Source organism: Plantactinospora sp. WMMC1484 (genome assembly GCF_049315195.1).
Taxonomy (GTDB): domain Bacteria; phylum Actinomycetota; class Actinomycetes; order Mycobacteriales; family Micromonosporaceae; genus Plantactinospora.
The window spans coordinates 3,571,856-3,583,927 of the sequence record NZ_CP186055.1 but is presented as its reverse complement, the minus strand read 5'-3'; the positions used below and the strand labels follow the sequence as shown (position 1 = coordinate 3,583,927).

Sequence of the window (12,072 nt, the reverse complement as noted above, 5' to 3'; positions counted from 1 at the left end):
CGGTCCACCGGCCCGCGGCTCAGGCCGGGGCGCTGAGTTTCGCGACCAGCTCGTCGATCCGGTCGCCGAACGCCGCCCGCAGCGCGGTCGCCGCGTCGTCGAGGTCCTTGGAGCCGAGCCCGCTGAGCACACCGTCGATGATCTGCTCCTCGTTGACCCAGTCCTTGCCCATCATGCTCATCTGGTTGGCCTTCACCTCGGTGAGCAATCCCTCGATGTTGTAGAAGTGCTGGCGGATGTCGGTACGACCGCTGCCGTCCGGCTTCTGCGCACCCTGCCAGAGGATGTAGTTGACGTCCTTGGCGTACTTGAGCAACTGCTCCTGCTCCTGATCGGAGAGTGCCGGCATGATGTTCTCCTCTCCCGGCGAGGCGGCGACGTCCCGCCGAAACTGGTCCATGTTGAAGCTCGGATCCGTCTTGACGCTGGAATGCCCGTAGCCGCCCGGCTGGTGCTCCTTGTGCCCGCCGATTCCCCAGCCGGTGCGCTTGCGCAGCGCCGCGACGCCGCGCACGTACGAGTCGTACTGCCGGTCGGTCCATGGCTCGCCGAGGGCGTGTTGCGCCTCGATGCCGATCAGGCCGGAGTTGCCGACGCCCTTGAACGGCCCGGCCCAACCGACCCGCACGTGGTTGCACCGCCCGGACGCGATGACGTGCCAGTGCCCGGTGCGGGACAGGTAGAGCTGGGCGATCGGCGGCGGTGCCGTGGCCGACCCGTGCAGCAGGACGTAGATCTCGCCGGCGTCGGTGGAGTGCAGCGAGCCGCGGGTCTCGTGGATGATGATCCCGTGTGGATCGAACGATGTCGAGCCGCGGCTCCGCCAGCCGCCGACCTCGTGCACGGTGAGCCCGGCGGAGCGGAGCACATCGGCGAGCCAGAGCAGTCGCATGGATCAGCCCTCCCTACTCGGAGGTAGGTCTTCACTACTGACCGTATCTGCGACATCGACCGGAGTCCAGTCGTCTGATCTGCCAATCTCAACAAAAGCAAAGGTCAACCCGCCCGTGGACGGGTTGGACCGATCAACCGGCCGGACGACTCAGAACGCCAGACACTCACACTCCGTCATAAGCGCACGGACGTTGCGGACGTACGACGGGTTGGGGATCTTCAACCCGTCGTCGGTCACCACCGCGCCCGGCCCGAAGTTGTACGCCGAGATCACCGCGTTCAGCAGGCAGGAGTTGAGCTCGCTCGTGCAGGCGTCGGCGGAGACCCCGTAGTCGCTGTCGAAGAAGGCGTCACCGATGTATTTGATCAGCCAGGCCAGGTAGTTGGCGCCGAGCGTGGCGTTGTCCCGGTAGGCGTCGAGGTCGTACGACTGGTCGAAGCGCTGGTTGACGAAGTCCGCGGTGTCCGGCATGACCTGCATCAGCCCCACCCCGCCGTCACAGGCGATGATGTTCGACTGCCAGCCGCTCTCCTGCCACGCGGTCGCCTTGACCAGGTCGACCGGCACCCGGATACCCGGCGCCGAGTTGGGCCAGTAGATCCGGCCGGCCGCGTCGGTCAGCGCCTCCTTGACCTGCGCCCGGCTGGCCTGGGTGCCCTCGTAGCGCGGCTTGGTGCAACCGGCCGGGGGCTTCGGCGGTGGCGGCGGCAGCCTGGTCTCGGTCGGCGGCTTCGGTGTCCTGCGCGGCCCTGGCTTCTTCCTGGCCGAGGTGCGGCTCGGGGTCGCCGACGGCGTCGGGCGGGCGCCGAGCCCGGCCACCGACGGTGGCTCCGGCTCGGCCGTCGACCCGCTCTCCTGTCCCAGCCCGGCGCCGTCGACCTGGTCGGCACCGGCCGCCACCGTGGTCGGTGAGCCGTCGCCACCCGGCTCACCGTTGGCGCAGGCGGCCGCCGTGGCGAGCAGCAGCGCCGCCGCCCCCAGCACGAGTCCGGCCCGGCGCACCCGCTGCGTCATCGCGTCCCCCCAGAATGTCACGGCGCACCATAACAGGCAGACCGGCGCATCAGGGGGCGTCGACCGACCGGGGCGTCGGCTCCGCGGCCACGGTGGGGGCCGGTGCCGACCCGGTCGACGGCGCCGGCGCCGGCCCACCCGGAAGCAGCTCCGGCGCATCCGACGCCGGCTCCGCCCTCCCGGCCGTCGGCAGGGGCACAGGCGCCGTGCCGGCGGCGCGTACCGCACGGTCGCGGGTGGCCCAGGCCACCATGAAGACGGCGGTCCAGAGCACGCCGAGCAGCATCGAGGTCACTGTCTCGCTCGCCGAACTCCAGCCGACGTAGAGCCGGGCCGCCCCGACGGTCACCACCCCGACCGCCGCCATCGTCCAGGCCCCCACCGCCATCGGCCAGCGGCTCTGCCGGGCCAGCAGCCAGGCAAGCGTGCAGAGGCTGGCGGCGACCACCGCGTTCTGGGCCGGCAGGAGCCGCACCGGCGCGCCGCTGGTCGGGCCGGTGACATCGGTGACCAGGAGCAGCACCAGCAGCGGCACGAAGGCACCGGCCGTGCCGAGCACGCTGAGCAGGTCGACCCGCCACGGCCGGGTCCGCCAGCCGACCACGCCGGCGACCAGCGCCACCACCAGGATCAGCACCGGTCCGCGCAGCGCACCGATGGCGCCGTGCGCCAACTCGGCCGCCCCGTCGGTACGCCGGGCGGCGAACCACTCCGCGATCGTGCTGTCGACCACCGAAAGCCCGCTGTGCCGGACCACCAGGTCGAGCAGCCAGGCCAGGGTGAGCCCTGTCACGAAGAGCAGCGCCAACCCGGCGACCAGGTTTGCCAACAGCGTCCAACCCGGCCCGATGTGCAGAGAGAGGACGAAGAAGAGCACCCCGTACCGCCGGGCCAGCCAGCGCAGCGGGGGGCGGGTGACGGCCCGGGTCAGCAGCGACCGCACCGGATCCGGGTTGCGACCCAGCCAGCGACCGGCCAGCACGATCGCCACGATGAAGACGATCAACAGCAGCACCGCACCGGTCGCCTTGCCGAGATAGTGGGAGACCGTCTCGTACGACTCGCCGGCCAGATAGCCGGCCAGCACCGAGCCGCCGACCCAGCTCAGCACCCCGGCCAGGTTCCACGGTGCGAACCGCCGGTACGGCATCCCGGCGCTGCCGGCCAGTCGGGGCACCAGGGTCCGGGCGAAGGCCACCCAGCGGGCCGCCAGGACCCCCCGCCCGCCGAGCCGGCCCAGCATCGCGTCGGCCTTCGCCCAGCGGTGCGCCCCGACCCGGCTCCCCCACCGGCCCACCCGCAGTCGGGGGCCGTGCCGGCGGCCACTGCGGAACGCCAGCGCGTCACCGAGCACCGCCGCGACAATCATGATCACCAGCGCCGGACCGAGCCGCAGCATCCCGGTGTAGGCGAGGAAGCCGACCAGCAGCAGCGTCGCCTCGGCCGGCATCACCAGGCCGACGATCAGCGCCGTCTCGGCGCAGACCAGCAGCGCCGCGGTCAGGTAGACCAGCACCGGCGGCAACTCCCGCACCACCGTCAACACATCCTGCACGGCGACCCCCCGAACACCCGGGCCAGCATGCCAGCCGGGCGCCACGCCGGCACAGTGATTCCCGCCGGGTACCGGGTCAGGTCAGGGGGAACCCGGACGCCGACCCGGATCGCGCAGGCGGGAGGATGGAGGGCATGCAGACCCGCGGGGACCTTCGTAACGTCGCAATCATCGCCCACGTCGACCACGGCAAGACCACCCTGGTCGACGCCATGCTGCGGCAGTCCGGGGCGTTCTCCGCCCGAGCCGAGCCGGCCGACCGGGTGATGGACTCCATGGACCTGGAGCGGGAGAAGGGCATCACCATCCTGGCCAAGAACACCGCCGTGCGATACCTGCCGCCCGACGGTGCCGACCCGGTGACGATCAACATCATCGACACTCCCGGGCACGCCGACTTCGGCGGCGAGGTGGAGCGCGGGCTGACCATGGTCGACGGGGTACTGCTGCTGGTGGACGCCAGCGAGGGCCCGCTGCCGCAGACCCGGTTCGTGCTCCGCAAGGCGCTCCGGGCCCGGCTGCCGATCATCCTCGTGATCAACAAGGTGGACCGGCCGGACGCGCGGATCAAGGAGGTGGTCGACGACACGTACGAACTCTTCCTGGACCTCGACGCAGACGCCGAGCAGATCGACTTTCCGATCGTCTACGCCTGCGCCCGGGACGGCATCGCCTCGCTGACCCAGCCCGCCGACGGCAGCGTGCCGGGCGACAGCAGCTCCCTGGAGCCGCTCTTCCGCAGCCTGCTCGACACGATCCCGCCGCCGGCCTACGACGAGAACGCCCCGCTGCAGGCACACGTGACCAACCTGGACGCCTCGCCGTTCCTCGGCCGGCTGGCGCTGTGCCGGGTCCGGCAGGGCAGCATCACCAAGGGCGAGACCGTGGCCTGGTGCCGCACCGACGGCAGCGTGCAGCGGGTCCGGGTCTCCGAGCTGCTGATGACCGAGGGGCTGGAGCGCAAGCCGGCGACCTCGGCCGGGCCGGGCGACATCATCGCGGTCGCCGGCATCCCGGAGATCATGATCGGTGAGACCCTGACCGACCTGGAGGACCCCCGGCCGCTGCCGCTGATCACCGTCGACGAGCCGGCGATCTCGATGACCATCGGCACCAACACCTCGCCGCTGGTGGGCCGGGTCAAGGGTGCCAAGGTCACCGCGCGGATGGTCAAGGACCGGCTGGACCGGGAGCTGATCGGCAACGTCTCGCTCCGGGTCCTCCCCACCGACCGACCGGACGCCTGGGAGGTGCAGGGCCGGGGCGAGCTGGCACTGGCCATCCTGGTCGAGCAGATGCGCCGCGAGTCGTACGAGCTGACCGTCGGCAAGCCGCAGGTGGTGACCAGGGAGATCGACGGGAGGATCTGCGAGCCGGTGGAGCGGCTCACCATCGACGCCCCGGAGGAATACCTCGGCGCCATCACCCAGTTGCTGGCCACCCGCAAGGGCCGGATGGAGCAGCTGGTCAACCACGGCACCGGCTGGATCCGGATGGAGTGGCTGGTCCCGGCCCGCGGGCTGATCGGCTTCCGCACCGAGTTCCTCACCGACACCCGGGGCACCGGCATCCTGCACCACGTCTTCGAGTCCTACGAGCCCTGGTTCGGCGAGCTGCGCACCCGGAACACCGGCTCGCTGGTGGCCGACCGCTCCGGGGTGGCGACCGCGTTCGCCATGCTCAACCTCCAGGAGCGGGGCACCCTCTTCGTCGAGCCGGCCACCGAGGTCTACGAGGGGATGCTGGTCGGCGAGAACTCCCGCTCCGACGACATGGACGTCAACATCACCAAGGAGAAGAAGCTCACCAACATGCGCTCCTCGACCAGCGAGGAGACCGAGAAGCTGATCCCGCCGCGCAAGCTCTCCCTGGAGCAGGCCCTGGAGTTCTGCCGCGAGGACGAGTGCGTCGAGGTCACGCCGACGGCGATCCGGCTCCGCAAGGTGGTGCTCGACGCACCGTCCCGGGCCAGGGCCGCCGCCAGGCGCAAGCACGCCAACTGAGCCCGACCGTACGCTGCACAGATGTCCTGGGACGCTCTTGACGCCGAGCTGGCCGCCGTGCCCGGCACGGTCTCGGTGTACGCCGGCCGGCTCGGCCGCCGGCCCGGCTACACCCGGCTGCCGGACGCGCCGCACTACGCCGCCAGCACCATGAAGGTGGCGGTGCTGGCCGCGCTGCACCGGGCCGCCGAGACCGGCGAGGTGAAGCTCGGCGCGGCGGTGCCGGTGGTCAACGAGTTCGAGTCCGCCCTGCCGGGCGCGGGCCGGTTCTCCTGCGCCCCGGACTACGACAACGACGGGGCGGTGTGGGACCGGCTCGGCGGCACCGCGCCGCTGGGCTGGCTCGCCGAACGGATGATCGTGCGCTCCAGCAACCTCGCCACCAACCTGGTACTCGGGCACGTCGGCCTCCCCGCCGTCGCCGCGGTCTGGGCGGCCAGCGGTGCCCGGCACAGCCGTACCGACCGGGGCATCGAGGACTTCGCCGCCCGGGACGCCGGGCTCGACAACCAGGTCACCGCCGCCGACCTGGCCCGGCTGCTCGGCGGCATCGCCCGATCCCGGCTCGCCTCCCCCGGCGCCTGCGCCGGCATGCTCGACGTGCTGCTGGACCAGGAACGCTCGGAGGATCTGGTTGCGGGGCTGCCGCCGGGGACCCGGATCGCGCACAAGGACGGCTGGGTACGCGGCGTCCGGCACGGCGCCGGCGTGGTCTTCCCGGACGACGCACCCCCGTACGCCGTGGTGGTCTGCACCAGCGCACCGCCGGGCGGACGGAGTGACCCGGCCGACGACGAGGAGCGGGACGAGCGGGCCCGCCGGCTGGTCACCCGGATCTCGGCCGAGGTCTGGGCGGCCCGGCATCGTCTGGGGACCGTCGGCTGAGCCCACGGTCGATATGGTGCCTGCATGTCGATCGCCTCGGTACGCACCCACCGGATCTCCGCTCCGCTGCACACCCCGTTCGTGACGGCGCTGCGTCGCACCTCCACAGTAGAGACCCTCGTGGTGGAGGTGGTCGACACCGACGGCCGTTCCGGGTTTGGCGAGGCGCCCGAGGTGTGGCAGGTGACCGGGGCGTCGATCGGCGGGGCCCGGGCCTGCGTCGAGGAGGTGTTCGCACCCCTGCTCAGCCGGCGCGATCCGGACGACCTGGTGGCGCGCTGTGCGGAGGTGCGCCGGGCGGTGGTCGGCAACGAGGCGGCGAAGGCGGCGGTGGACGTGGCCCTGCACGACCTGGCCGCCCGCCGGCTCGGCGTGCCCCTGGTCCGGCTGCTCGGCGGCACGTCCCGCCGGGTCGCCACCGACGTCACCCTCTCGGCCGGCGACGCGGTCGAGTTGGCCGGGGCGGCGAAACAGCGGATCGCCGACGGTTTCGACGTGCTCAAGGTCAAGGTCGGCACCGACGCGGCGGGTGACCTGGCGCGGGTCCGCGCGGTGCGGGCCGCCGCCGGGCCGCAGGCCCGGATCCGGCTCGACGCCAACCAGGGCTGGACCCCCCGGGAGGCGGTCCGGGTCATCCGCAGCGTCGAGGACGCCGGGCTCGGCGTGGAACTGGTCGAGCAGCCGGTGCACGCCCGGGACGTCGCCGGGATGGCCTGGGTGGCCGACCGGGTGGACGTGCCGATCCTGGCCGACGAGGCGGTCTACGGGGTGCGCGACCTGGTCGAGGTGATCCAGCGCCGGGCCGCCGACATGGTGAACGTCAAGCTGGCCAAGTGCGGTGGGCTCGGGCCGGCCCGCACCCTGCTGGAGCTCGCCACCGAGCACGGCCTGGGCACCGTGGTCGGTTCCATGATGGAGAGCCAGGTCGGGCTCGGCGCGGCCGCCAGCCTGGTCGCCGCGGTGGGCACCAGCGCCGTCTCCGATCTCGACGCCGCCTGGTGGCTGGCCTGGTCGCCGGTGCAGGGTGGCATCCGGTACGAGAACGCCATCGTCGTACTGCCCGACACGCCCGGCCTGGGCATCGCCGGTCTGCACCGCACTCCGCCGGCCCAGCCCTGACCCTGGCCGCCGTCGGCGGAGGTGTGGGTCCACCGCCGGCGGTGTAGGCAACATTCAGCTCACCATTGCAGGACGGCGCTAATTTTCATATGGTTCGGGCGGGAAGCGGGCGAGGACGGATGGGTGCTGAGATGGTGCTGCGCTCGGGGCACGAGGCCGTTGTCCGGGTCGCCGTCGCCACCCTCTGGGCCCGGCCCGAGTCCGTCCGCCCGGTGGACGGGCCAGCGCTGTCCCGCCGGACCGACATCGCCGGTTGGATCTCCGGGATGACCGCCGACCAGCGGGTCGGCGAGTGCGTGCTCAGTCAGCTGCTCCTCGGCGAGCGGGTGCTGGTCGAGGAGGTCCGCCCGGACGGCTGGGTCCGGCTGGTCGCGGTCGAGCAGCCGGCCGCCAAGCTCGACCCCCGCGGCTATCCCGGCTGGCTGCCGCGCAACCAGCTCACCGAGTCCACCGAGCGGACCCCCCGGCGGCCGGACCTGGTCGTGGCGGCCACGGTGACCCGGCTGCACGGCACACCGGCCGGCCCGGTGGTGCTGCCCGGGGTCATCCTGGGCACCCGACTGACCGCCGCCGGGCCGGTACGCGACGGCTGGCAGCCGGTCTGGGCCCCCGACCACAGCCAGCCGCTCTGGGTCCCCGACACCCACCTCGCGCCGATGCCGAGCCGCCCGCCCACCGCGAGCGAGGTGCTCACGGTGGCCAGCCGGCTGCGCAACGTCGCCTATGTCTGGGGCGGTGTCTCGGCGTACGGGATCGACTGCTCGGGGCTGGTGCACCTGGCCTGGCGACGGTTCGGCGTACGGCTGCCCCGGGACGCCGACGACCAGGCGGCCGCCACCGTGCCGCTGCCGCTCGGTGCGGAACGCCCGGGGGACCTCTACTTTTTCGCCCGGCCCGGCCGGCGCGTCCACCACATCGGCATCGTCACCGCCCGTCCCGGGCCGGGGAGCGACCGGCGGATGCTGCACGCCTGCTACACGCAGCGGCGGGTCCTTGAGGAACCGATGCCCGCCGACCGGGCCGCGACCCTGGTCGGCGCCCACCGGGTCACTCCCTGACCCGCCGCTGCGGTCTGTCGTCCCGGTCGGTCAGGCGACCGGCAGCTTGTCGCCCGACCGGTTGTCGCGACTGGACTTGATCAGGCTGGCGACCGTGGCGATCGCCAGCGTGCCGAGAATGACGGTGAGGGAGAGCCAGATCGGGATGTGCGGAGCCCAACCGATCGGCTCGCCACCGTTGAGGAACGGCAGGTTGTTGCCGGCCAGCGCCTCCAGCACCAGCTTGACGCCGATGAAGCCGAGCACCACCGCGAGCCCGATGTTGAGATAGACGAGCCGGTCGAGCAGCCCGCCGAGCAGGAAGTAGAGCTGGCGCAGCCCCATCAGCGCGAAGACGTTGGCGGTGAAGACCAGGTACGGCTCCTGGGTGATCCCGAAGATCGCCGGAATCGAGTCGAGCGCGAAGACCAGGTCGGTGGTGCCGATCGCGATCAGCACGATCAACATCGGCGTGAAGAGCCGGCGACCGTTCTCGTGCACGGTGAGTCGGCTGCCGGAGAAGTCCCGGGAGACCGGCAGGGCGCGCCGGCTCCACCGGATCAGCACGTTCTCCTTGAAGTCGTCCTCGGTCGGCTCACCCTGCCGGAAGAAGTTGATCGCCGTGTAGATCAGGAAGGCGCCGAAGATGTAGAAGACCCACGAGAACTGGTTGATCAGGGCTGCGCCGGCCGCGATGAAGCCGCCGCGCATCACCAGCGCCAGCACGATGCCGATCAGCAGCACCTTCTGCTGGTACTGCCGGGGCACCCCGAACCGGGACATGATGATCACGAAGACGAAGAGGTTGTCCACCGAGAGGCTGTACTCGGTGAGCCAACCGGTGTAGAACTCCCCGGCGACGGTGAAGTTGGTGGTCAGGGCCAGGCCGACCCCGAAGATCAGGGCCAGGCCGACGTAGAAGGTGACCCAGAGACCCGACTCCCGCAGACTCGGCTCGTGCGGCCGTCGGCCGATGATCACGAGATCGAGGACCAGGATCGCCATCAACACGACCAGTGAGATGACCCAAACCCAGGCGGACACGTTCAATGCTCTCCTCCGGCAGGCACGCGGCACCGCCGTCGGCACGCAGGACGCGCCTCAGGCGGTGTAGACGATGGTGACTGTCGGAGGTCTCTTCCGCCACCGCCGTGCGAGCCGCTGCGACGACAACCTACGGTGCCGGGTCCGCTGGCCGGTTGGGCCGGCCGACGACCGTGTTGACGACACCGTCGCGAAGGAATACTCCCCTCCTACGACGCCATTGTTCACTATTCCCCGCCGGTTGCGCATCTCCCCCCACCGGAGGCGATGCCGGCAACTCGGCGTACTTCATCCTAGGAACCTAGGTACTGTGCCGAGGCGATATCGGGTCGGCGAGGGACCAACCCGCCGCAAGCACCTCGTCACACGCCCGCACCGCCGTGCCGAGCCGGTCCGGCAACGGGCCGGTGAGTTCGATCACTGGCACCCCGGAGTCGGCCAGCACCTCCCGGAACCGCTCGGTCATCCACCCCCGCAGGTGTGCGCCGTCCCGTAGCCCGTCGTCGCTGAACGGCACCCCCCGGTGGTCGGTCAGCAGATAGAGGTCGGGCCGGCGGGCGGCCGCCCGGACCCGCGGCGAGGACGAGCCGAGGTAACGCTCCTCCCAGACCGCGGTGGCCCGCGCATCGGTGTCGCAGAACAGCAGCGGACCGCTGCGCCGGGCGGCCGCGTCCTCGGCCGCCTGCTGCTCCCGGACCACCGCCTCGAAGTCCGCCCGATCCCACCGCACGTCGAAGATCGTCGCCTCCGGCTCGGTACGCCGCAGCCGGGCCAGCTTCGCGGCGGTCAGCTCCCGGCCGTACTCCGGAACCCAGCGGGTCCGGTAGTGCCCGGCCAGCGCCCGCGCCACCGTGGTCGTCCCGGTGGACTCGGCGCCCACCACGACGACCCGGCGGACGAACCAGGCCCGGACCGGCGGGCCGAGCATCGCCCAGTGCTGCACCGGATCGGCCCGCACCGCCGTACCGGAGACCGGCACCGCCACCCGGGAGGGATCGACGCAGACGTCCACCGCGCCGAACCGGCGGGCCAGCTCGGCGCCGTACGCCTCCGAGGAGAAGACGGCGTCCACCCGGTCGTCTCCGATCGCCGCCCGGAACACCGCACAGTGCGCCTCCCAGACCGCCGGATCGGTGTAGTCGATCGGATGGTCGTCGTAGCGACCGACGAACCGGACGTGCGGCTCCGTCGCGTGCAGCTCACGCAACCACTCCAGCCGCAGCGGCAGCGGGATCGACTCCCGGCGGGACGGCGCCACCACCACGGTGACGGCGGCGCACCGGCGGGCCGCCTCGGTGATCAGCGCGTGGTGCCCGGCGTGCGGCGGATAGAACTTGCCCACCACCAGCCCGTGCCCGAACTCCGGCCGCCGGTCCGGGGCTGCCCCCGGAACGCCTCCGGAGCCCTGCCTCGGCACGGCGGCCGGAACGTGCCCGGAGCGCTGCCCCGTCACGGAGTGGCGGGCGCCGGGCCCGGCGCGACCGGACGGGCGGCGGCCGAGAGCCGGCGCAGGTCGGCCCGCCAGTTCCGCAACCCGAAGACGCAGAGCCCGAGGAAGACGATGTACAGCGCGCCGGTGAGATAGAGCCCCTTGTAGGCGTAGAGCGGGATGTAGACGAGGTCCGCGGTGATCCAGATCCACCAGCTCTCCACCCGCTTGCGGCACTGGCCGTAGGTCGCCATCAGCGACAGGGCGGTGGTCACCGCGTCCGGGAAGGGCACGGTGGAGTCGGTCGCCCGGTCCAGCAGCAGCCAGAGCAGCAGGGTCAGTGCCGCGCCGGCGGTGACCAGCACCATCCACTCCCGACGGCCGGTGCGGGCCACCACCAGCCGGCTGCGCTGCTCACCGCCGAAGAGCCACGCCCACCAGCCGTAGAGACCGAGCCCGACGTAGACGATCTGGAGTCCGGCGTCCGCGTAGAGACCCGCGGTCCAGAAGAGCACCATCAGCAACAGCACGTTGGCGATGCCGATCGGCCAGTTCCACATCTTCTGCCGGGCCAGCAGCCAGACGTTGAGCACGCCGGTCGCGAAGCCGAGCAGTTCGGCACGGCTGGTCGGCGTACCCGCCACGGTGAACGCCGTACCGGTCAGCCAGTCGAGCATGGGCGGCACCTTCCGCAAGATCCTCCGGAGTTCCTACCGTAGGTATCGGCGGGCGGGACGGGTATACCCCGATCGACCAGCCCGGACCGGTCCGTGCCATGCTCCCCGCATGGTGCTGGAGGTTGCGCTGATCGACGTGGTGGCCGGTCAGGAGGAGGCGTTCGCCGAGGCGTACGCCAAGGGACACGCCACGCTGGCCGGCACACCGGGCTGCCGGTCGATCCGGATGACCCGGGGAGTCGAGTCACCGTCCCGGTTCGTGCTGCTGGTGGAGTGGGACTCCATCGAGGCGCATCTGGAGAACTTCCGGGCCACCGAGCGGTTCACCACGTGGCGTTCACTGATCGGCCCGTACTTCGCCGCGCCGCCGGTCGTCGAGCACTTCACCGACATACCGCCGCCAGCCTGACCGAC

At 71.7% G+C, this 12,072-nt stretch carries 11 protein-coding genes; 5 read left to right on the top strand and 6 right to left on the bottom strand.

Features of this window, described 5'->3' with window-relative positions; all coding sequences use genetic code 11:
• Positions 1-19: 19 nt before the first annotated feature.
• The 3 genes from ACN28C_RS15695 to ACN28C_RS15685 form a co-directional block, all read right to left on the bottom strand.
• Complete coding sequence (locus ACN28C_RS15695) at positions 20-892, bottom strand: peptidoglycan recognition protein family protein (protein WP_422774185.1); 873 nt, start codon at positions 890-892, stop codon at positions 20-22.
• Positions 893-1,042: 150 nt separating this feature from the next.
• Positions 1,043-1,909: a lytic transglycosylase domain-containing protein gene (locus tag ACN28C_RS15690; RefSeq protein ID WP_422774686.1), complete on the bottom strand. Its 867-nt coding sequence runs from the start codon at positions 1,907-1,909 to the stop codon at positions 1,043-1,045.
• A 49-nt stretch (positions 1,910-1,958) separates the two neighbouring features.
• Complete coding sequence (locus ACN28C_RS15685) at positions 1,959-3,464, bottom strand: VTT domain-containing protein (RefSeq protein ID WP_422774184.1); 1,506 nt, start codon at positions 3,462-3,464, stop codon at positions 1,959-1,961.
• Positions 3,465-3,598: 134 nt separating this feature from the next.
• Here ACN28C_RS15685 and typA point away from each other — a divergent pair, with 134 nt between their 5' ends.
• The 4 genes from typA (at position 3,599) to ACN28C_RS15665 (ending at position 8,529) form a co-directional block, all read left to right on the top strand.
• A complete protein-coding gene (typA, locus tag ACN28C_RS15680; protein ID WP_422774183.1) occupies positions 3,599-5,467 on the top strand; it encodes a translational GTPase TypA in 1,869 nt (622 codons plus the stop codon).
• Positions 5,468-5,488: 21 nt separating this feature from the next.
• Positions 5,489-6,352, top strand: a complete 864-nt coding sequence (locus tag ACN28C_RS15675) for a serine hydrolase (RefSeq protein ID WP_422774182.1) — start codon at positions 5,489-5,491, stop codon at positions 6,350-6,352.
• Positions 6,353-6,376: 24 nt separating this feature from the next.
• The gene (locus ACN28C_RS15670) at positions 6,377-7,471 is read left to right on the top strand and encodes a mandelate racemase/muconate lactonizing enzyme family protein (protein ID WP_422774181.1); all 1,095 of its coding nucleotides are present in this window, start codon (positions 6,377-6,379) and stop codon (positions 7,469-7,471) included.
• A gap of 119 nt (positions 7,472-7,590) precedes the next feature.
• Positions 7,591-8,529: an NlpC/P60 family protein gene (locus ACN28C_RS15665; RefSeq protein ID WP_422774180.1), complete on the top strand. Its 939-nt coding sequence runs from the start codon at positions 7,591-7,593 to the stop codon at positions 8,527-8,529.
• Between the two features lie 30 nt (positions 8,530-8,559).
• On the opposite strand, the gene ACN28C_RS15660 is transcribed toward ACN28C_RS15665, so the two are convergent.
• The 3 genes from ACN28C_RS15660 to pnuC all read right to left on the bottom strand — a co-directional run bounded on the left by ACN28C_RS15660 (position 8,560) and on the right by pnuC (position 11,658).
• Entirely contained in the window at positions 8,560-9,558 is a 999-nt protein-coding gene (locus ACN28C_RS15660; protein WP_422774179.1) for a TerC family protein, read from the bottom strand.
• Positions 9,559-9,853: 295 nt separating this feature from the next.
• Positions 9,854-10,969: an AAA family ATPase gene (locus ACN28C_RS15655; RefSeq protein ID WP_422774178.1), complete on the bottom strand. Its 1,116-nt coding sequence runs from the start codon at positions 10,967-10,969 to the stop codon at positions 9,854-9,856.
• 32 nt (positions 10,970-11,001) lie between these two features.
• Positions 11,002-11,658, bottom strand: a complete 657-nt coding sequence (gene pnuC / locus ACN28C_RS15650) for a nicotinamide riboside transporter PnuC (RefSeq protein ID WP_422774177.1) — start codon at positions 11,656-11,658, stop codon at positions 11,002-11,004.
• A 109-nt stretch (positions 11,659-11,767) separates the two neighbouring features.
• Here pnuC and ACN28C_RS15645 point away from each other — a divergent pair, with 109 nt between their 5' ends.
• The gene (locus tag ACN28C_RS15645; protein ID WP_422774176.1) at positions 11,768-12,067 is read left to right on the top strand and encodes an antibiotic biosynthesis monooxygenase family protein; all 300 of its coding nucleotides are present in this window, start codon (positions 11,768-11,770) and stop codon (positions 12,065-12,067) included.
• Positions 12,068-12,072 lie beyond the last annotated feature (5 nt).

Excerpts from the sequence above, each read along its gene's own strand:
- ACN28C_RS15695 (WP_422774185.1), bottom strand. The coding sequence starts at position 892 with ATGCGACTGCTCTGGCTCGCCGATGTGCTCCGCTCCGCCGGGCTCACC.
- ACN28C_RS15690 (WP_422774686.1), bottom strand. The coding sequence starts at position 1,909 with ATGACGCAGCGGGTGCGCCGGGCCGGACTCGTGCTGGGGGCGGCGGCG.
- typA (WP_422774183.1), top strand. The coding sequence starts at position 3,599 with ATGCAGACCCGCGGGGACCTTCGTAACGTCGCAATCATCGCCCACGTC.
- ACN28C_RS15675 (WP_422774182.1), top strand. The coding sequence starts at position 5,489 with ATGTCCTGGGACGCTCTTGACGCCGAGCTGGCCGCCGTGCCCGGCACG.
- ACN28C_RS15670 (WP_422774181.1), top strand. The coding sequence starts at position 6,377 with ATGTCGATCGCCTCGGTACGCACCCACCGGATCTCCGCTCCGCTGCAC.
- ACN28C_RS15665 (WP_422774180.1), top strand. The coding sequence starts at position 7,591 with ATGGGTGCTGAGATGGTGCTGCGCTCGGGGCACGAGGCCGTTGTCCGG.
- pnuC (WP_422774177.1), bottom strand. The coding sequence starts at position 11,658 with ATGCTCGACTGGCTGACCGGTACGGCGTTCACCGTGGCGGGTACGCCG.
- ACN28C_RS15645 (WP_422774176.1), top strand. The coding sequence starts at position 11,768 with ATGGTGCTGGAGGTTGCGCTGATCGACGTGGTGGCCGGTCAGGAGGAG.